Here is an 18,276-nt window from a genome sequence, read left to right on the forward strand (position 1 = left end):
ACGGGATCGGGGCTTGCGGCATGTGGCTTGCAGCTTGCAGCTTGCGGCTTGCGGAACATCCGTGCCTCTGCCGCACGGCCACGACACCCCTTGCCCGGCGGCTTCACCCGGACGTCAGCCCTCGTCACCGGCGGCCGGCAGACCCAGCAGCAGCGGAGCGTTGACGTCGAGGATCCGGGCGGCCTGCCCCGGCGGCAGATCCGCGTTCTCGATGTACGACACGGCGGTACGGAACAGGTCCCCGGCCTGGTACGGGAAGTCCGTGCCCAGCACGATCCGGTCCGCGCCCAGGGACTCCACGGCGGCCCACAGCGCGGGCGTGTGACCGTGGCCGACGCTGTCGTACCAGAGCCGGCGGGCGGCCGCGCTGGGCATCTCCGGGGTGTCCGGGGACTCCCACCCGTACTGGTCGTCCAGCCGCCGCAGCAGCATCGGCAAGGCGCCGCCCAGGTGCGCGGCGAGGATCCTCAGGTACGGGAAACGGCTCGGGATCCCCGCGAGGATCAGCTGCGCGACGGCCACGGTGTCCTCGACGGGAGCCCCGACGGACCAGGTCATGCGGTGCCCGGTGATCAGCGGGCTGCCCGCGCCGCAGCCCGCCGGGTGCACGAACAGGACCGCCTCGCGCCGGTCGAGCTCGGCGAAGACCTCCGTGAACTCCGGATCGGTGAGCGGACGGCCCAGCACCGACGTCGTCACGCACACCCCGGCCATGCCCAGCTCGTCCAGGGCCCGGGCGAGCTCCTGGAGGACGAGCCCGGTGTGCGGGAACGGCAGCGACGCGAACGCCAGGAACCGGTCCGGCCAGCGGGCCACGACATCCGCGTACAGGTCGTTGACCAGCCGCGCCGCGTGCGCGGCCTGCGCGCGGTCGGCGAAGTGCGGCGACTGGGGCGGCGCCGAGAGCACCTGGTGCGTCACCCCCGCCGAGTCCATCAGCTCGAACCGGGCCTCCATCTCCCGCTCGCCCGCCCCCGCGCCCGTGCCGCGCTGCAGCGCGGTGTCGGTCTTCCCGTACCCGTCGAGGAGATCGAGATACTCGTCGGTCCACACGTGCGCGTGGACGTCGATCCTCACGGCCGGCCTCCCTCGCCGACGCCTGTGCAAGCGGCCACGGCTCCAGGCTGGATCCCCGCGTCGAAGCCCGCAAACGCGCCTGGTGCGGCCAAGGCCGGGGAGCGGTGCAGACCCCGGGCGCCGCCGGGTCAGCGGCGCCCGCGCGAGCCGTGTTCCTGGTGGGGCGGGGTCTGGCCGGTGGTCGGGAAGGACGGCCTGGGGAGGGTGGCGACCTCCGCCTCGGCCTCCTTGCGGCGCCGCGCGGTGTCCTGCGGCAGCCGCGGCGGGGCGACGGCCGGGCGCGGGAAGTCGAAGGCGGAGGTGAGGTCACCGAAGGCGGCCCGCCGCCAGGCGCTGATGTTCGGCTCGTACACGCCCGTCCAGCGCTCCAGGAAACGCAGGCACGAGGTGTGGTCGAAGGGCTCGGTGGCCACCCAGCCGCCCACGGTCCACGGCGAGACGATCAGGCACGGCACCCGGAAGCCACCGCCGATCGGCAGGCCGTGCACGAACTCGTCCGGCATGCCCGGCCGGGGGCTCGGCGGGGGCACGTGGTCGAAGAGGCCGTCGTTCTCGTCGTAGTTGATGATGACGACGGTCCTGCGCCACACCTCGGGGTTGTCGGCGATCGCCTCCAGCTTGCGGGCGACGAAGTCCGCGCCCGCCGCCGGCAGGGCGTCGGGGTGCTCGGACTCGGCGGTCGAGGGGATGATCCAGGACACGGCGGGCAGTCGGCCGGCCCGGGCGTCGTCCTCGAAGGCCCCTTCCGGGAGCCGTCGCATGCCCCTGTCGTGCAGCGGCTCCCCGGGCCGCGCCTCGCGGAACTGCTTGAAGCCGTTGAGGACGTTGTACGAGCCGTTGTCCTCGCCCTGGTACACCTGCCAGCTGATGCCCGCCGCCTCCAGACGCTCGGCGTAGGTGGTCCACCGGTAGAACGTCGGCGGGTAGTCGTTGGAGATGACGGGGCCGCCACGGGTGCCCGACGGGTCGATCGTGCCCGACATCCAGTACAGCCGGTTGGGCCAGGTCGGTCCGAGGACCGAGCAGAAGTAGTTGTCGCAGACGGTGAAGTTCTCGGCGAGCGCGAACTGGAAGGGGATGTCCTCGCGCGTGTGGTAGCCCATCACGTACGGGGCGTCGGCGCCGTCGGCGGCGCGGTGCGCGGGCAGCCAGCGGTCCATGCGGCCGCCGTTCCAGGCGGCGTGCTGCACCTCCCAGGCGTGGCTGGTGGAGGGGATGGCCTGGGCGCTGGTGCGCCGGGTGTCGAGACGGAACGGCAGCAGGAACCCCTCGGGGTTCTGCGGGTCCGGCTGGTGGAAGACACTGCGGCCGTCCGGCAGCCGCAGCGCCTCGGGGTCGTCGAAGCCGCGCACGCCCTCCAGCGTGCCGAAGTAGTGGTCGAACGAGCGGTTCTCCTGCATCAGCAGGACCACGTGCTCGACGTCCCTGATCGAACCGCCCCGTACGGGCCCCGCCGCGACCGCCCGCCGCACGCTCGGCGGCAGCACGGACAACGACAGCCCGCCGAGGGCCGCGGTCGCCGCGTCGCCCAGCAGTCTGCGCCGACTCATCGAGGCCATGCCTGTCCTCCCACGTCACACTCGGTACCGGCCGTGACCGCACGCCGTTCCTGCATCAGTACGGTGGCCACGAGACTGCTGCATCGGGGTGTGCCGTGGGGTACGACCGCCCAATGATCACCTTTACGGACGAATGCGGCCGCCGCCTTGACCTCGGAATCCGTCAGGGCTCAGGGCTCGGGGCTCAGCGGGCAGGGTCCGTAGGAGGCGGCTGGCAGCGGGGGCACCAGTAGGTCGGCCGCTCCTGCCCCGCCGGTCCCTGGCCCGCGACCCGGACTTGTGTGCCGCAGCGCCGGCAGGCCCGGCCCGCGCGCCCGTAGACCCACAGCCGGTGCTCGGGGCGGGGGTCGGCGGTGGTGATCCGGGCCGTACGGTCCTTGTTGAGCTCCAGGAGCTTCCTGGCGAGGGCCGTCAGCCGGTCCGGCGCGGGCAGCCGGCCGACCGGCAGCCAGGGGGAGACGCGCAGCATGAAGCAGAGTTCCGACTTGTACACGTTGCCGAGGCCCGCGAGACTGCGCTGGTCCAGGAGCGCGTCGCCGACGGCCCGCCCCGGATCCGCGAGCAGCCGCCGCCGGGCCTCCTCCGGGTCCCAGTCGGGGCCGAGCGGGTCGGGGCCCAGATGGCCGACGACGGCGGCCTCGCCGTCCGTACGCACCAGCTCCAGGACCGGCAGCCGGTAACCGACCGCTGTGCGGGCGGAGTTGGCGAGGACGGCGCGGATCCAGTGCCCCGGCCCGCCCCGCCACCGCTCACCGGGGGCGTGGATCCGCCAGGAGCCGTCCATCCCGAGGTGTGAGTGGAGGGTGAGCCCGCCCTCGACCCGGGTGAGCAGGTGCTTGCCCCGCGACACGGTCGCGAGCACCCGGCGGCCGGTGAGGTCCGCCGTCGCCAGGGCGGGGACGCGCAGTTCGCAGCGGGTCAGGGGCTGTCCGGACAGGGCGCGGTCGAGCTGCCGCGCGGTGCGCCAGACGGTGTCGCCTTCGGGCATGGGGGGACTCCTGGGGCCTGCGACGCCGGTGCCCCCTCTGAGCGGGGTGTTGTCGCGATTCCTGCTGACCGTACCGGCCCCCGTCCGGATACGATCGCGGACCCTGCCGCACCCCAGGGCACCCCGTGTCGAAAGGTCAGGGGACTCCTCATGCCGAGACCCGCGTGGGCACGCCCGATCGCCGCACTCGCCACGCTCGCCGCCGTGGCGGCGCTGACGGCCACGGCCCCGACGGCGGCCGCGGCGCGCCCGGCACCGCCCGCGCCGGACCTGCCCGGCGTCCGGGCGGCCCTGCGGCACGTCGTCGACGCGGGCGCGCCCGGCGCGTTCGCGGTGATCCGCGACCACGGCGCGCGGGAACGGCAGGAGTCCTCGGCGGTCGGCCGCGCCGACCTGGACGGCACGCCCATGAATCCCGCGTGGCGGTTCCGGGCGGGCAGCGTCACCAAGATGTTCACCACGGTCCTCGTGCTGCGCCTCGCCGAACAGGGACGCATCGACCTGGACCGGCCCCTGCGCGACTACCTGCCACGCGGACTGCTCCCCGAAGAGCGGCAGTTGACCGCGCGTCAGGCGATGCAGCACCGCGCCGGACTGTACGACCACGCCGACGACCTCCTCGGCGGCCCCGGGGAGGAGACCACCGAGGTCTTCGACGCACGCGTCCGCCACGCGGTCCACGACCCGCGCGACCTGGTGGCCCTGTCCGTCGCGCACGGCCCGCAGTTCCCGCCGGGCACCGACTACGCCTACTCCAACACCGGTTTCGTGCTCATGGGGCTCGCCGTCGAGCACCTCACCGGACGCCCGTACGCGGAGGTCCTGCGCGAGGAGATCCTCGCACCGCTGCGGCTGCGGCAGACCTCCTTCGTCGTCCCCGAGGAGAGCATCGACGGCCCGCACATCACCGGCTACCTCACCCCCGACGGGCACGGCAGGCCCCTGCTGGACGCCACCGAGCAGACCGCTTCCTGGATCTGGAGCGCCGGCGCCGTCATCTCCACCGCCGCCGACCTCGACCGCTTCCTCACCGCCCTGCTCACAGGAACTCTCCTCACGGACGGCTCGCTGCGGCAGATGACCGCCGTACTGCCCACTGCCCACCCGAAGGTGCGCTACGGGCTGGGGCTGCGCGAACTCGCCCTCTCCTGCGGCCCCGTCCTCGGGCACAGCGGCGTCGTCCAGGGCTACCAGAACCAGACCTTCGCGACCCCGGACGGCACCCGCACGGTCGTCACCTTCGCGAACGCCTCCAACAACGACGCCATCACGGAAGGACTCAAGAGCGCGCTGGAACCGGCGTTCTGCGGCCGGCCACCGGGCGGCTAACGCCGGGAGGGCTGTTCGACCGCCAGCGCGTGGCGGAAGACATCACGCGGGTCCCACCGTGCCTTCACCTGCTGCAGACGCGGGTAGTTGTCCTTGTAGTAGAGCGTGTGCCACGGCACACCCGAGGTGTTCCAGGCCGGGTCGGCCAGGTCGGTGTCCGGGTAGTTGATGTACGAGCCGTCACTGACCTCGTCCGGGACGGGGACGCCGCCGGTGGCCGCGTAGACGTCGCGGTACAGGTCCCGGATCCAGGCCAGGCGGGTGGCGTCCTCGGAGGCGTTCTCCCAGACCGTGTGGTAGACGGCCTTCAGCACCGAGTCACGCTGCGCCGTGGCCGTGGCGCCCGGCGGTACGGCGCGGACCTGGCCGCCGTAGCCGACGAGCAGCACGCCGCTGTCCGGGTTTCCCGTGTCGTTCGTCAAGTGCCGGTGGATCGCGCCGATGTGCCGCTCGGTGAAGGACCGGCGCAGATAGGCCGCCTTCATCTTGTACCGGCGGGTGTAGACGTTGCCGGGCTCACCGTTGCCGGGCCAGGTCAGCTCGTGCACCCACGGCAGGGTCGTGCGCACGACGGCCGGCTTGGTGCCGGTACCCGCCGTGACCGCCGCCACGAAGTCGGTCAGCATGCCGTCGGCGTTCGGGACGCCCGCGTCGATCTGCACGACCATCGTCACCTGGCCCGCGCTCCGGTGGGGCAGGAACAGGAGCCCGTACAGGGGCGCGTTGGGCGAACCGGGTGCGCTGTTGTGCTCGTGCCACGTCCCGAAGTTGCGTACGAGCCGGGTGAACGTCTGCGGGGTCAGATCCTGCCACGGCCAGACCGCCCCGCCCAGCAGCATCTGGCGCGGCGAGGGCGGCAGGAGCCGGGACGGATCGTCACCCGTCACCCCGGGCGAGCGCAGCCAATACCGTGTCACCACACCGAAGTTGCCGCCACCACCGCCGGTGTGCGCCCACCACAGATCCCGGTGGGGGTCGTCCTCCTCGCGCGTGGCGACGACCGCGCGGGCGGTGCCGTCCTCGTCGACGACCACCACCTCCACGCCGTACAGATGGTCCACCACCGATCCGTACCGGCGCGACAGCGGCCCGTACCCGCCGCCCGCGAAGTGCCCGCCCGCGCCCACCTCGGGACAGCCGCCCGCCGGAATCGTCACGCCCCAGCCCTTGAACAGCGTCCGGTACACGTGCCCGAGCGTGGCGCCGGGCTGCACCGCGAACGCGCGGCGCCGGGGGTCCCAGCCGACGGCGTCCATGGGGGACAGGTCCAGCAGCATCTTCACCGCAGGGTCGGCCGTGAAGTTCTCGTAGCAGTGCCCTCCGCTGCGCGCCGCGATCCGCCGCCCGGAGCGCACCGCGTCCGCCACGGCCCGTACCACCTGTTCGGTGGAGGAGACCACACGGATCTCGTCGGGGTGGCCCACGAAGCGGAAGTTGTTGCCGCGCAGGAGGCTGTCGTAGCGCGGATCGTCCGGCCGGACGGTCACGGGGCCGAACTCCACCGCTCCGGCGGCGGTTTCACCGGTCGCCGCCACCGCCTGTCCGGGGCCGAGGGCTCCGGACAGGCCGGCGGCCATCGCGCCGCCCGTGGCCAGCAGCGTGCGGCGGTCGAGTGATCTGTCCATGGAATTCCCCTTGTCTGTGGGCCGGTTGGGGCGGCTTTTCGCGATCAGTGTTTCACCGATGCCGCTCGAAGCCGCCGGAATCATGCCGTTCACTTCCGGCCTCTCGTGGGGAGCGGGGAACGCCGCTACTCCAGCGGCGCGTTGAGCTCGATCGCGCGGAGCGCGGCGGCGAGGGCCCTCTCGTCGGCGAAGCCCAGGGCGGTGTCCGTGAGTTTGACGACGTGTTCGTCGCCGTGTGCCAGTGCGCGCTCCATGACCTCCTCGGGGGTGACGCGGCCGGGCGGGACGTACGGGAGCGGTTCGGACGGCGCGTACATCGCGGTCACGGCCGCGGCCGCCGTCCACGCGGCGCGCAGGCTCGGCACCCACAGGGCGCGGGGGAGGGCGGGGAGGGTGCGCAGCACGGCGTTGGGTGCCGTCGCCGCGTGGACGAGCATGATCGGGCTGCCGTTGCCGTGGGTGGCGTACCGGTGGGTCGCGGCCCGTACGAGCTCGGTGAGCCGGTGCCGTGCTTCCTGCGGTTCGCGGACCTCCGCCGCCCAGGAGGGCAGCCGGTCGACGAGGGCGATACGGGCGGGGAAGCCGCCCTGCGTCCCGGCGGGGACCGGCGGTACGGCGCTGAGGGCCTCGTCGGCGTCGGGGCCGGCCGGCAGCGGGGTGATGCCGGGGAGCGGGGTGTGCCGGGCGGCCCAGTAGCCGAGGCCGTGGGCGAGTTCGGTGACGCGCGGCCCGGTCCCGCCGCTGTCCAGGAGCGTACGGACGGCGTGGCCGACCCGGATCGCGGGATGGGTGGAGCCGCCGGAGACGCCGGGCAGCAGGCGCGGCCACCACTCGGCGAGGACGTCCCGCCAGGGGCGCTCCGTGACCTCCCGGGTGAAGTGGGCGATCCAGTCGGCGAGGCGCGTCGGGTCGCCCAGTGCCTCGGGCCAGTTGTCGCGGGTGACGGGGGCGACCGGGCCGGGGAAGTCTTCGAGTTTGTGCGCGTAGCGGTCGAGCCAGCGGTGCACGGCCCGGGAGTGGCCGTGGGCGGCGAGTGCCTCGACGACCATCGGCGCGTGGTTGGTGAGCCGGCCGGCCCGTTCGGGGCCGCTGGTGTGCAGCCGTTCCCAGGCCTCGTCGAGCGTTCCGCTCGTGTGGGTGGTTTCCATGGCGGGAACGCTAGGAGCGGAGGCGGGGGTTCGGACCGGACCGGGGGACCAGGTTCCGGGGGTCCGGGTCCTACGACCGTGGACCCGGTGGCCCACGCCGGCGTTGCCGGGCCCCTCAGCGGACGAACTTCCAGGTGATGCCGTCGACGACCCCGGAGTCCTTCGGGGCCAGCTGCTGGAAGGCCGCCTCGCTCAGGTCGATGTGCGTCGCGGCGCACGAGGGGCACTTGTCGCGCACCGGCACGGTGATGGTTCTGCCCTGGTGGCTCACTTCCACGAACACGCCGTCGCACAGGGGGTCGTTGTTCGGGTTGGGGGAGGTCCACCAGGCGGCGGAAACGGCCACCAGGTCCTGCGTGGACGGGTCGATGTAGGTGCCGCAGGCGCCGAAACCCCGGTCGTTGTAGTACGTCATCCTGCCGGTGATCGGCCGGCCGAGGGGGACGTCGGCGGTCGCCGTGCCCGTGCCGAGAGCCATCGCGGCGGTGACGGCGGTGACGGCGGCGCGGGCCGCCCACGGCACGCGTCCGGACCGGGGTGGGCGCATGAAGTCTCCTCGGAGTGGGGGCGGTTCGGGAGGATCCCGTCGGCGGAGGGCGGAACGTGCCACTGACACTTGCACAACCGCGGCCCCGCGCGGCGCCGGGCGCCGTGAGTCCCGGCGATTTCACCCTTGGGTCGACAGCGCCGCCACTCCCGCCTCCCGTTCAACAGCCCCCGGTGTGGCGCAGGATCGCCGTGGCGAGCGGCTCGTGCACCTCGCGGGGCAGTGCGTGCCCCATTCCCGGGATCTCGACGAGACGGGCGCCCCGCACGGTCTGGGCGAGGTGCTCGGCGTGCGGCGGCGGGAAGACGGGCTCGGCGGGGGCGCGGACGACGAGCGTGGGGACCTCGGTCCGTGCGAGCTGCTCGGTGCGCAGCAGGCCGGAGGGATCGGCCTGGGCGTGCGCGGTGTTGGGCGCGTGGGTTCCGGTGTGCTCGATGATCCGGCGTTCCAGCGCGCGGAAGCAGGCGGCGTCGAAGGGGATCAGGCCCCCGCTCAGCACCCGCCAGTGCTCGACCCGCCAGTCCAGCTCGGCCTCCAGGTCCCGCTCCCGCGCCTGGTGGCTCCATACCGCCAGCACCTCCGGGGCGGGGCCGGGGAGGTCCTCGGTCGCGGTCCGGGTGCCGTCGGGGTGGACGTACGGGGTGGTGCTGAGCGCGCACGTACCCATCAGGGTCGCGCTCAGCAGCCGGCCGGGGTGGTCGGCGATCAGGAGCTGGGTGAGCATGCCGCCCAGGGACAGGCCGACGACGTGCGCGCGGTCGACGCCGAAGCCGTCGAGGACGGCGACCGCGTCGTCGGCCAGATCGCCGATGCGGTACGGGTGTTGCGCGTAGGCCCGGGTGGAACGGCCGGTGTCGCGGTGGTCGTAGCGGATCACCCGGTACCGGGCGGCGAGCCGGTCGACCAGCCCGTCGGGCCAGCCCAGGCCGGACGCCTGCGCGCCCATGACGAGCAGCAGGGCGGGGGCGTCGGCGGGGCCGCGCTCCTCGGCCCACAGGCGGATGCCGGGAGCCGCGTCGATGAAGCGTTCCATGGCGCTCCTTGTTCTTATTTGTCGCGTTTGTCGGGTGATGCCCGAACCCCGACTCGCGAGGCGAGACGTTGCGTCTCGTTTCGTCGAGACTGTAGCGCACACCGCGCCCGTCCGGCGAACGACCGGAATCGACCCCCGTCAACTTCCGCCTTTCCGGGGCGGCATCACCCCGCGCACGGGATCATCGCGGCATACAACGACGGGAAAACGACAGAAAGGGGCATCCTGTGCCGACCACCACCGGCCGTCCGGTCCCGGAACTGCTGGAAGAAGCCCGGAAACTGCTGCCGGACGTCGTGACCCTGCGGCGCAGCATCCACCGCGAACCGGAGCTGGGCACCCACCTGCCCCGCACCCAGCGGAAGGTGCTCGACGCGCTCGACGGACTGGGCCTGACCGTGACCACCGGCAGAGCGCTGAGCTCCGTCGTGGCCGTCCTCGACGGGGCCCGCCCGGGCCGTACCGTGCTGCTGCGCGGCGACATGGACGCCCTGCCCCAACAGGAGGACACCGGACTCGACTTCGCCTCCACGGTGCCCGGCGCCATGCACGCGTGCGGCCACGACACCCACACCGCCATGCTCGTCGGTGCCGCCCGGCTCCTCGCCTCCCGGCGGGAACGGCTGGCCGGGCGCGTGGTGTTCATGTTCCAGCCGGCGGAGGAACTCGAAGGCGGCGCCGAGAAGATGATCGAAGAGGGCGTACTGACCACCCCGGACGGCACGCCCGTCGACGGCGCCTTCGCCCTGCACATCAACGCCCGCAACGAGACCGGCACCTTGCACTTCCGGCCGGGCACGCAGTACGCCGCCGCCGACATACTGCGCATCACCGTGCACGGCAGGACCGGCCACGCCGCCGCCCCGCACCGGGTGCTCGACCCGGTCCCCGTCGCCTGCGAGATCGTGCAGGCACTGCAGACCATGGTCACCCGCACGGTCAACATCTACGAGCCCGCCGTCCTGACCATCACGACCGTGACGGCCGGGCGCGCGTTCAACGTCATTCCGGAGACGGCCGAGCTGACCGGCACCTACCGCACGGTCTCCGAGGCGAGCCGCCGCACCGTCCGCGAGGGCATCGCACGCGTCGCCCACGGGATCGCCGCCGCCCACGGCGCGAGCGCCGAGGTCGACCTCCCCGAGGGATACCCCGTGGCCCGCAACGACCCGGCCTTCACCGCGCTCGTCCGCCGCGCCGCCTCCGGAGTCCTGGGCGCCCCCGCCGTCCACGACCTGCCCCACCCCACCATGGGCGGCGAGGACTTCGCGTACGTGCTCCAGCGCGTCCCCGGAGCCATCGTGTTCCTGGGCGCCTGCCCGCCGGACCGCACCCCCGGAGCGGCCCCGGACAACCACTCCGACCGCGTGGTCCACGACGAGGAGGCGATGGCGGCGGGGGTCGCGGTGCACTGCGCGGTGGCTGAGGAGTTCCTGGGCGAAGCGGTCGGCCCGCAGGGCCGAGTCCCCTGATGCGGAGGCCGGTTCACCGGCCGCCGGACTGTCAGACCGAGGGCCAGGACCGAAGCGACGCGGCGATCCCCGCAGCGGTGCAGTCGGGGTCGAGGAGGAGACCGCGCAGGGCGAAGACGTCGTCGTAGGCGGGTTTGACGGGGATGCCGGACGCTTCCAGGTACATCACGCCCGTGGCGATGGCGACAGAGATATTGGAGTGTTCCAGCCAGCGGCAGCGGCCCAGGACGTGCACCAGTGCCGCGGCGCGGGCGTAAGGGCCGTCGTAGACAGGCCGCTGCAGGAGTTGGGCGCGGTGGCGGGCGACGGCGGCCACCGGTACGCCGTAGTCGTCAGACGCCGGGTCGCCTGCTCCGGCGAGCTCGGCGACCCGCAGGATCCAGGGAACGTCGATGTGCAGTTCCATCAGGCGACGGACTCCCTGGCCGCGGCCAGGCCGGCCTCCTCGGCCTCGTCGAGGGCGGTCCGGTACTCGTCGAGGAAGCGTCGGGCCGCCTCCAGACCCCGGGCCCGGAGCTGACCGGCGTCCTCACGGACCAGCCGGGAGATGTAGTCGCCGATGCTCAGCCCGAGGTCTTCGGCGCGGGCCCTCGCCAGATCCAGGACCTCGCTGTCGACCCGAGCGCCCAGGCGCGTCTTCTTGGCCATGGCGTGGACGGTAACAGCTGTCACCGCGCGGGCGGGGCCGATCGCGAAGAGGACCGACGGGGCCAGGCCGCCGGACAACCAGCCGCCCGCGGCGGCGAGTCACGCAGCAAGAAAGGCAGGATGACGGCTTCTCCTCGCGGACGGGTACAAGCCCCGCGTGACCACCCACCACACCGACCCCCAACAGGTCGCCGCCGCCGTCGCCCGCCGCGCCCGCGACGGCTTCGCCCTCGTGGCCGTCGACGGCCGGGCCGGAGCGGGGAAGACGACCTTCGCGGCCGCGCTCGCCGCGCGCCTCGGCGGCCCCGGGAGAGCCGCGATCGTGCACGGCGACGACTTCCTGCGGCCCATGACGCCGCACGCCCGGCTCTCCCTCGGGCCCCACGAGGGCTACCACCGCCTCCTGGACTGGCGGCGCCTGCGCGACGAGGTCCTGCGACCGCTCGCCGACGGCCGCCCCGCACGCCACGGGCGCTACGACCGTACGGCGAACGCGGTCGTGTACGACGAGACCGGCGCCCTCGCGCCCACCGGCACGGTCATCGTCGAAGGAGTCCTCACCGCCCGCCCGGAACTGGCCGCCTTCTACGACCTGACCGTGTGCGTGGACACCCCGGACGACACGTGCCTGCGCCGCCTGTACGCGCGCGGACGCGGCCCGGAACGCGACGCGTGGATCGCCTGCTGGCGGGCCGTCGAGGAGTACTACCTCGCCACCGCGCACCCTCGCGCCCGCGCAGGACTGACCGTGCGCTGCGGGTGAACCGGGGCCGCCGGTTTGTTGGTTCCGCACAACATCACGGCGTCGGCGCTGGCCGGGGACCGCTGCCCGCGGGCGGGGCGCGGCGGGTGAGGATGGGCGCGTGCCCGCTCCCCTCGACCCCGCGCACGCGGACTTCGCCCGTGACCCCTACCCGTACTACGCGCGGCTGCGCGCCCAAGGACCGGCGGCACGCGTGCCGTTGGCCAACGGCACCCACGCGTGGCTCGTCACCGGGTACGGGCCGGCCCGCGCCGTCCTGGGCGATCCCCGGTTCTCCAACGTGCCCCCGCGCCGGGCGGGCCGGCCCAGAGCCGACTCACCGGCCGAACGCGCGCGCAGCTGCCTGGCCCGGCACATGCTCAACTCCGACGCCCCCGGCCACCTCCGGCTGCGCCGCCTGACCACGGCCGCCTTCACCCCGCGCCGCGTCGACGCGCTACGGCCGCGCGTCGAGCGGCTGACGGACACGCTGCTGGCACGGCTGCGGACCCGGCTCGACCGCGAAGGCACCGCCGATCTCGTGGACGCCTTCGCGTTCCCGCTGCCCGTGCTGGTCATCGGCGAGGTGCTGGGCGTACCGGAGGCCGACCGGGACGCGCTGCGCGAGTGGACCTACCGCGTCGGCTCGCCGGCCGACGCCCTCGCGCCCGGCGCCGTCGACGAGGCGTGGACGTCCCTGTACACCTACTTCCGCGAGCTCATCGCCGACAAGCGGCGCGCCCCCGGCGACGACCTGTTCAGCACGCTCGTGGCCGGCGAGCGCGACGGCGGCCTGGACGACGGGGAGTTGCTCGCGATGGCGTTCCTGCTGCTGTTCGCGGGCTACGAGACCACCATGAACCTGCTCGCCTCCGCGTCCCTGCTGCTGCTCACGCACCCCGGGGAACGCGCGGCCGCGTGCGCCGGCGGCCCGGCGCGATGGGCCGCCGTGACCGAGGAGACGCTGCGGCACGCCAGCCCGCTGGAGGGCACGACCTGGCGGCGCACGACCGAGGCCGTCGACCTCGGCGGGGGAGTGGTGATACCGGCCGGGGAACCGGTCCTCGTCGTCCTCGCCGCCGCCGGACGCGACCCGGAGCACTTCCCCGAACCGGACGCCTTCCGGCCCGACCGCTACCTGCCGGGCGACGGGGTACGGGCCGCGGCGCACCTCGGCTTCGGCCACGGCCCCCACTTCTGCCTCGGGGCCCGCCTGGCCCGGCTGGAGGCGGCGGTGGCCCTGCCCCGCCTGTTCACCGCCCTGCCGTCGCTCACGCTCGCCGCCGACCCGCGCGAACTGCCCTACCGCCCGGGGCTCCTGGTGCGGGGGCCGCGCCGGGTACCCGTACGCCTCGCCCGCCCCTGACCGGCGGCGGCCGCCGGAGTGCGGTGCACGCCACAGCCGGGCCCGCTGCCGCCGTGAGACGATCCCGGGACCGTGCGATCCGGTCCCGGCCGTGTTCCGGCCGGGTCCCGGCAGTGCTGACCGTGCTGACCGTGTTCCGACCGTGGAAGGTGAGATGTTCGCGATACCCCTGGGCGACGACGGCGCGGAGCTGTGCCCGCTCGAACCGTGGCAGGCGGACGAGTTCCTGGCCAACATCGACCGGGGGCGGGAGTTCATCGGCCAGTACATCAGGCTCCCCGACGTCATCACGAACCTGGCCACCAGCCGCGCCTACCTCCACGAGTACGCGCAGAAGGCCGCGACGGACACCGGGCGCATCCTCGGCATCCGCAGCGGCGGGAAGCTCGTCGGCGGCGTCCTGTTCCGTACCATGGACCGGGCCCACGGCACCGCGGAGGCGGGCTGCTGGCTGGAGCCCTCGGCCGCGGGCAGGGGCCTGGTCACCCGGGCCATGCGGGTGATCATCGACTGGGCCGTCGAGGAACGCGGCATCCACCGCGTCGAGTGGATCGCCTCCTCCGCCAACGGCCCCAGCCTCGCCGTCGCCCGCCGGCTGGGCATGACCAAGGACGGTGTGCTGCGCGAGAGTTACGTGCACCGGGGCGAGCGGCACGACATGGAGGTCTGGTCGGTGCTCGCCCCGGAGTGGCGGGCGGCGAAAGGGACGGGTTCGCTGGGCTGAACCCCCGACGCCCGTCGTAGGGTCGGCGCATGATCCTGTGGCTCAACGGCCCCTTCGGCGGAGGCAAGACACAGACCGCGTACGAGATCCGGCGCCGGCTGCCCGGCAGCGTCGTCTGCGACCCCGAACACCTCGGCTTCGGCCTGCGCCGCATGATGCCGGGGCCGCTGCGCGGGGACTTCCAGGACCTGCGGGCCTGGCGGCAGGGCGTGTACGAGGTGCTGGACCTCGTCCACACCCGGCACGCCGGAACCGTGATCGTGCCCATGACGGTGGTCGAACCGGCGTACTTCGACGAGACCGTCGGCCGACTGCGGGAGCGCCACGACGTACGGCACTTCAGTCTGCTCGCCGAGCGCGACACCGTACTGGAACGGCTCCGTGAACGCGGCCTCGCGCACACCGTGCTGCGTGCCGTCGGTACGAACGCGCCGCCGAGGGGCGGGAGTTTCGCCGTCGCACGGCTCGATCTGTGTCTGGAACGGTTGCAGGAGCCCGGGTTCGGCGAGCACGTGTGGACCGACCGCCTCACCGTCCCCCAGGTCGCCGACCGGCTCGCCGCCGCGGCCGGGCTCACCCTGGCCCCGGACACGGACGGCGCGCTGCGCGGACGGCTGCGCCGGGCCTGGACGAAGGCCCGGCACATCCGGTTCGACTGAGGACGGTGAGGGTACGGAGGACCGTTACCGCGCGGGCTCCTGCGCCCGCAGATACAGCTTGCGCGCGGCCTCGCCGAGCGGCGCCGCGAACTCGAACGTCTTGCCGTCCTTCCGGTTCATATTGGAGTTGACGCCCACCACGGTCCCGCTGCCGCTCTTCGCGTCGAAATCGACGAAGTGCGGGCCGCCACTGGATCCCCTGTACATGTCGCAGCGGACACCCCAGTGATTCCACTCCGGGTGGGTGTCGTCCTTGGCCGCCGGTCCGGCGCAGTATCCCAGCAGCTGCCCGGTCCGCCAGGGCTCCTCCTTACCGTAACCCTCGGCGGAATAGCCGAAGTCGTAGGTGAACTGGCCCTGGCCGCGCTGCGCGCCGAAGCGGATCTTCTGGGTGCCGGTGATCTCCGAGATCTTCCGGCCGTCGGCGGCCGGGTTCATGGCCAGCATCGCGACGTCCGAGCCGGGGGAGAGCTTTTCCTTGTAATCGGCGGGAATGAAGGTGGTGTTGACGGTGAAGCCGCCGAGCGGCTTCGCCCCGTCGCGGTAGCCGGGCACGAAGTAGACGTTGGTGTCCCAGACCGCCTGGTCGCCCCGGTCGCCGGACAGCACGCAGTGGGCGGCGGTGACCACGGTGCTGCCGGCGGTGCCCTCCACCACGGTCCCGGTGCAACTGCGGTCGTCCGCCTGGAGCTTGCCGGACTCGTCCTTGAAGTACGAGGTCATGAACAGCCGGCCGACGGTCTTGCGGACGAGCCCGCCGCCGCCCCAGACGGCACCGCTGCTCGGCCGGGTCCGGTCCTGGCCGGGCAGGTCGTCGGCGTCCTTGCCGACCGGGTCGGGGGCATCTCCGGCCCGGGTGACCATCTTCATCTTCTCCGCCGTCCAGTAGTCCTGGACGCGCTGGCGGTCCGCCGCCGTCCGGGCCCCGGCATGCTCCAGCACACCGTCGTCCGGGGCGGGATCCGCGACCGCCGGGGTCACGCATCCGATTCCCAGGGCCACACCGACGGCCAACACTGTGGTCTTCCGGGCCGCGTTGCGTATCATGCCGCTCTCCCCGCAGTTCGCTCGATGAATTCGATGCCCTCATGAAGTGGCAGGCGTGAGCGTAATACGGGTGTAAGCCGTACGAAACGGGAATCCGGCCCGGCGGCGGCAATTGTCACAAGACGCTCAAAGAACGCGAACGCCCGCTTGCTGACGCGTGCTTCGGCCCTGCCCTCCCGCTTGACCGGAATGGTGTGGTGGAGGGTGAGCGCCTTTTCCCGGACCGGAGTTGCCGGAGTCGACGGAGAGGATCAGCTGTCGAGAACGGCGGCGTGCTCGCGCAGTTCCCCGAGGACGAGCCGCAGCAGCGGGTGCCCCTCGCTGCCGCGCCGCAGCACCGTCGCGACGCGGCGGGTGGGTCCCGGTCCGGTCAGCGGCCGGATGGTCGGCGTGAGCGCCGGGCGGATGCCGTGCAGGGCCGAGCGCGGGACGAGCGCGACGCCCGCGCCGGCGGCGACCAGGGCGCACACGGCGGAGAAGTCGTCCGACAGACACTCCACGCGCGGCTGGAAGCGCGCCTGCTCGCAGGCGTGCAGCACGGTCTCGTGCACGGGGTTGCCGGGCCACGGCGTGATCCACGGGTCCTCGCTGAGGTCGGTCAGCCGCACCTCGGCCGCGTCGGCCAGCGGATGCTCCGGCGGGAGCACGGCGTCGAAGGGCTCCGTGTACAGGGGGGCGTGCCGCAGCTGTCCGTTGCCGGGGGAGAAGGAGCCGCGGTGCTCGACGGCGACGGCGATGTCGGCCTCGCCGTCCAGGAGCAGGCGGGCGCTCGCGTGCCCCTCGGCGTCCTTGACCCGCACCCGCACCTCCGGGGCGCGCCGGCGCAGCGCGGCCACGGCGGGCGCGACGACCTCGGTGATCGACGTGGCGAACGCGGCGATGGTCACCTCGCCCACCAGGCCCGTCGAGCAGCGGGCCAGGTCCGCCTCGGCGCGCTCCAGCTGCTCGGCGATCTCGGCGGCGTGCCGGGCGAGGAGCGCGCCCGCCGCGGTGAGCGTCACGCTGCGGCCGCGGCGCTGCAGCAGCGTGTGCCCGGTCTCCGTCTCCAGCGCCGCGAGCTGCTGGGAGACGGCCGACGGCGAGAGATACAGCACGCGCGCGGCGGCGGTCACGGTGCCGTGGTCGGCGAGGGCGCGCAGCACCTTGAGACGGCGTGGATCGATCACATGTCCCATTCTTCCATGCTGTGAAGCGGACCTTCACAGCATGGCTGGGAAAATCCTGATGGACTGAACTGTGGGCCACGTCGCACAGTGGCTCTTCATGAGGGCATTGATGAAGACGCGAGCCGGCCAGGGGCTCGAACTGACCGAGGTGGCGACGCCGGAAGCCGGCCCCGGCCAGGTGCTGATCAAGGTGCTGCGCACCGGTATCTGCGGCACCGACCTGCACATCGAGAGCTGGGACGACTGGGCGGCCCGGGTCGTCGAGGCCCCGCTGGTCGTGGGCCACGAGTTCGCCGGCGAGGTCGTCGCCATAGGGGCCGGGGTGACCGGCATCAGCGCCGGGGACATCGTCAGCGGCGAGGGCCACCTGGTGTGCGGCACCTGCCGCAACTGCATGGCCGGCCGCCGCCACCTGTGCATCCGTACCATCGGCCTCGGCGTGCACACCGACGGCGCCTTCGCCGAGTACGTGGTCCTGCCCGCGTCCAATGTCTGGGTCCACCGGCACGAGATCGACCTCGACGTCGCCGCGATCTTCGACCCCTTCGGCAACGCCGTGCACACGGCGCTCTCCTTCCCCGTGCTCAACGAGGACGTGCTGATCACCGGCGCGGGCCCGATCGGCATGATGGCCGCCGCCGTCGCCAAGCACGCGGGAGCCCGCTCCACCGTCATCACCGACGTCAGCCCCTACCGCCTCGAACTCGCCCGCAAGATGGGCGCCACCGTCTCCCTCGACGTCAGCAGCCGCCGCATCGAGGACGTCATGCCGGAGCTGGGCATGACCGAGGGCTTCGACATCGGCATGGAGATGTCGGGTCGCGCCGACGCCCTCCAGTCCATGATCGCGAACATGTCGCCGGGCGGCCGGATCGCCGCCCTCGGCCTGCCCACCGGGGACGTGGCCGTCGACATGGCCACCGTCGTGACCCGCATGCTCACCCTGCGCGGGATCTACGGCCGCGAGATGTACGAGACCTGGTACGCGATGTCCGTCCTGCTCCGCAACGGCCTCGACATCTCCCCGGTGATCACGCACCGCTTCGGCTTCGAGCAGCACGCCGAGGCGTTCGCGACGGCTCGCTCGGGACAGTGCGGCAAGATCGTGATCGACTGGACCCGGCCCACTCTCCCCTGACGTTCCGT

18 protein-coding genes are annotated in these 18,276 nt (G+C 73.1%); 7 read left to right on the forward strand and 11 right to left on the reverse strand.

The genetic code is table 11. The features are described 5' to 3' along the window. Positions 1 to 114: 114 nt before the first annotated feature. The 3 genes from ACFP1Z_RS11460 to ACFP1Z_RS11470 all read right to left on the reverse strand — a co-directional run bounded on the left by ACFP1Z_RS11460 (position 115) and on the right by ACFP1Z_RS11470 (position 3,624). Complete coding sequence (locus ACFP1Z_RS11460; RefSeq protein WP_390315966.1) at positions 115 to 1,077, reverse strand: amidohydrolase family protein; 963 nt, start codon at positions 1,075 to 1,077, stop codon at positions 115 to 117. Positions 1,078 to 1,205: 128 nt separating this feature from the next. Further along, entirely contained in the window at positions 1,206 to 2,636 is a 1,431-nt protein-coding gene (locus ACFP1Z_RS11465) for an alkaline phosphatase family protein (RefSeq protein ID WP_390315967.1), read from the reverse strand. A gap of 184 nt (positions 2,637 to 2,820) precedes the next feature. Beyond that, positions 2,821 to 3,624, reverse strand: a complete 804-nt coding sequence (locus tag ACFP1Z_RS11470; protein WP_390315968.1) for a DNA-formamidopyrimidine glycosylase family protein — start codon at positions 3,622 to 3,624, stop codon at positions 2,821 to 2,823. A gap of 150 nt (positions 3,625 to 3,774) precedes the next feature. On the opposite strand from ACFP1Z_RS11470, the gene ACFP1Z_RS11475 reads away from it, so the two are divergent. Then, complete coding sequence (locus ACFP1Z_RS11475) at positions 3,775 to 4,953, forward strand: serine hydrolase domain-containing protein (protein WP_390315969.1); 1,179 nt, start codon at positions 3,775 to 3,777, stop codon at positions 4,951 to 4,953. On the opposite strand, the gene ACFP1Z_RS11480 is transcribed toward ACFP1Z_RS11475, so the two are convergent. From ACFP1Z_RS11480 to ACFP1Z_RS11495, 4 genes are all read right to left on the reverse strand, one after another. Next, a complete protein-coding gene (locus ACFP1Z_RS11480; RefSeq protein WP_390315970.1) occupies positions 4,950 to 6,578 on the reverse strand; it encodes an FAD-binding oxidoreductase in 1,629 nt (542 codons plus the stop codon). The genes ACFP1Z_RS11475 and ACFP1Z_RS11480 overlap by 4 nt on opposite strands. Positions 6,579 to 6,703: 125 nt before the next feature. After that, entirely contained in the window at positions 6,704 to 7,726 is a 1,023-nt protein-coding gene (locus tag ACFP1Z_RS11485) for a questin oxidase family protein (RefSeq protein WP_390315971.1), read from the reverse strand. A 115-nt stretch (positions 7,727 to 7,841) separates the two neighbouring features. Then, on the reverse strand, positions 7,842 to 8,273 hold the full coding sequence (locus tag ACFP1Z_RS11490) for a cysteine/serine endopeptidase inhibitor (RefSeq protein WP_390315972.1): 432 nt from the start codon (positions 8,271 to 8,273) through the stop codon (positions 7,842 to 7,844). A gap of 160 nt (positions 8,274 to 8,433) precedes the next feature. Further along, the gene (locus tag ACFP1Z_RS11495) at positions 8,434 to 9,306 is read right to left on the reverse strand and encodes an alpha/beta fold hydrolase (RefSeq protein WP_390315973.1); all 873 of its coding nucleotides are present in this window, start codon (positions 9,304 to 9,306) and stop codon (positions 8,434 to 8,436) included. A gap of 227 nt (positions 9,307 to 9,533) precedes the next feature. Here ACFP1Z_RS11495 and ACFP1Z_RS11500 point away from each other — a divergent pair, with 227 nt between their 5' ends. Further along, complete coding sequence (locus tag ACFP1Z_RS11500) at positions 9,534 to 10,778, forward strand: M20 metallopeptidase family protein (protein ID WP_390315974.1); 1,245 nt, start codon at positions 9,534 to 9,536, stop codon at positions 10,776 to 10,778. A 31-nt stretch (positions 10,779 to 10,809) separates the two neighbouring features. On the opposite strand, the gene ACFP1Z_RS11505 is transcribed toward ACFP1Z_RS11500, so the two are convergent. Both ACFP1Z_RS11505 and ACFP1Z_RS11510 read right to left on the reverse strand, forming a co-directional pair. Then, entirely contained in the window at positions 10,810 to 11,184 is a 375-nt protein-coding gene (locus tag ACFP1Z_RS11505; protein ID WP_390315975.1) for a fic family toxin-antitoxin system, toxin component, read from the reverse strand. After that, positions 11,184 to 11,426: a hypothetical protein gene (locus ACFP1Z_RS11510; RefSeq protein WP_390315976.1), complete on the reverse strand. Its 243-nt coding sequence runs from the start codon at positions 11,424 to 11,426 to the stop codon at positions 11,184 to 11,186. The genes ACFP1Z_RS11505 and ACFP1Z_RS11510 overlap by 1 nt, the downstream gene beginning before the upstream one ends. 157 nt (positions 11,427 to 11,583) lie before the next feature. Here ACFP1Z_RS11510 and ACFP1Z_RS11515 point away from each other — a divergent pair, with 157 nt between their 5' ends. From ACFP1Z_RS11515 to ACFP1Z_RS11530, 4 genes are all read left to right on the forward strand, one after another. After that, complete coding sequence (locus ACFP1Z_RS11515; protein ID WP_390315977.1) at positions 11,584 to 12,189, forward strand: uridine kinase family protein; 606 nt, start codon at positions 11,584 to 11,586, stop codon at positions 12,187 to 12,189. Between the two features lie 100 nt (positions 12,190 to 12,289). Continuing rightward, positions 12,290 to 13,534, forward strand: a complete 1,245-nt coding sequence (locus ACFP1Z_RS11520; protein WP_390315978.1) for a cytochrome P450 family protein — start codon at positions 12,290 to 12,292, stop codon at positions 13,532 to 13,534. 154 nt (positions 13,535 to 13,688) lie between these two features. Then, entirely contained in the window at positions 13,689 to 14,258 is a 570-nt protein-coding gene (locus ACFP1Z_RS11525; RefSeq protein WP_390315979.1) for a GNAT family N-acetyltransferase, read from the forward strand. A gap of 29 nt (positions 14,259 to 14,287) precedes the next feature. Then, on the forward strand, positions 14,288 to 14,917 hold the full coding sequence (locus ACFP1Z_RS11530; RefSeq protein WP_390315980.1) for an ATP-binding protein: 630 nt from the start codon (positions 14,288 to 14,290) through the stop codon (positions 14,915 to 14,917). Between the two features lie 24 nt (positions 14,918 to 14,941). Here the strand turns inward: ACFP1Z_RS11530 and ACFP1Z_RS11535 are convergent, their stop codons facing one another. After that, on the reverse strand, positions 14,942 to 15,964 hold the full coding sequence (locus ACFP1Z_RS11535) for a trypsin-like serine peptidase (protein WP_390315981.1): 1,023 nt from the start codon (positions 15,962 to 15,964) through the stop codon (positions 14,942 to 14,944). Positions 15,965 to 16,215: 251 nt separating this feature from the next. Continuing rightward, the gene (locus ACFP1Z_RS11540) at positions 16,216 to 17,130 is read right to left on the reverse strand and encodes a LysR family transcriptional regulator (RefSeq protein ID WP_390316296.1); all 915 of its coding nucleotides are present in this window, start codon (positions 17,128 to 17,130) and stop codon (positions 16,216 to 16,218) included. A gap of 97 nt (positions 17,131 to 17,227) precedes the next feature. Here ACFP1Z_RS11540 and tdh point away from each other — a divergent pair, with 97 nt between their 5' ends. Beyond that, complete coding sequence (gene tdh, locus ACFP1Z_RS11545) at positions 17,228 to 18,268, forward strand: L-threonine 3-dehydrogenase (protein WP_390315982.1); 1,041 nt, start codon at positions 17,228 to 17,230, stop codon at positions 18,266 to 18,268. The last annotated feature ends 8 nt before the right edge of the window (positions 18,269 to 18,276 follow it).

This window comes from Streptomyces gamaensis (assembly GCF_042656465.1).
GTDB classification, from domain to species: domain Bacteria; phylum Actinomycetota; class Actinomycetes; order Streptomycetales; family Streptomycetaceae; genus Streptomyces; species Streptomyces gamaensis.

Bases quoted from the DNA above. Each gene is read 5' to 3' on its own strand.
- ACFP1Z_RS11465 (WP_390315967.1), bottom strand. From the start codon at position 2,636: ATGGCCTCGATGAGTCGGCGCAGACTGCTGGGCGACGCGGCGACCGCG.
- ACFP1Z_RS11470 (WP_390315968.1), bottom strand. From the start codon at position 3,624: ATGCCCGAAGGCGACACCGTCTGGCGCACCGCGCGGCAGCTCGACCGC.
- ACFP1Z_RS11475 (WP_390315969.1), top strand. From the start codon at position 3,775: ATGCCGAGACCCGCGTGGGCACGCCCGATCGCCGCACTCGCCACGCTC.
- ACFP1Z_RS11480 (WP_390315970.1), bottom strand. From the start codon at position 6,578: ATGGACAGATCACTCGACCGCCGCACGCTGCTGGCCACGGGCGGCGCG.
- ACFP1Z_RS11485 (WP_390315971.1), bottom strand. From the start codon at position 7,726: ATGGAAACCACCCACACGAGCGGAACGCTCGACGAGGCCTGGGAACGG.
- ACFP1Z_RS11490 (WP_390315972.1), bottom strand. From the start codon at position 8,273: ATGCGCCCACCCCGGTCCGGACGCGTGCCGTGGGCGGCCCGCGCCGCC.
- ACFP1Z_RS11495 (WP_390315973.1), bottom strand. From the start codon at position 9,306: ATGGAACGCTTCATCGACGCGGCTCCCGGCATCCGCCTGTGGGCCGAG.
- ACFP1Z_RS11505 (WP_390315975.1), bottom strand. From the start codon at position 11,184: ATGGAACTGCACATCGACGTTCCCTGGATCCTGCGGGTCGCCGAGCTC.
- ACFP1Z_RS11510 (WP_390315976.1), bottom strand. From the start codon at position 11,426: ATGGCCAAGAAGACGCGCCTGGGCGCTCGGGTCGACAGCGAGGTCCTG.
- ACFP1Z_RS11525 (WP_390315979.1), top strand. From the start codon at position 13,689: ATGTTCGCGATACCCCTGGGCGACGACGGCGCGGAGCTGTGCCCGCTC.
- ACFP1Z_RS11530 (WP_390315980.1), top strand. From the start codon at position 14,288: ATGATCCTGTGGCTCAACGGCCCCTTCGGCGGAGGCAAGACACAGACC.
- ACFP1Z_RS11535 (WP_390315981.1), bottom strand. From the start codon at position 15,964: ATGATACGCAACGCGGCCCGGAAGACCACAGTGTTGGCCGTCGGTGTG.
- tdh (WP_390315982.1), top strand. From the start codon at position 17,228: ATGAGGGCATTGATGAAGACGCGAGCCGGCCAGGGGCTCGAACTGACC.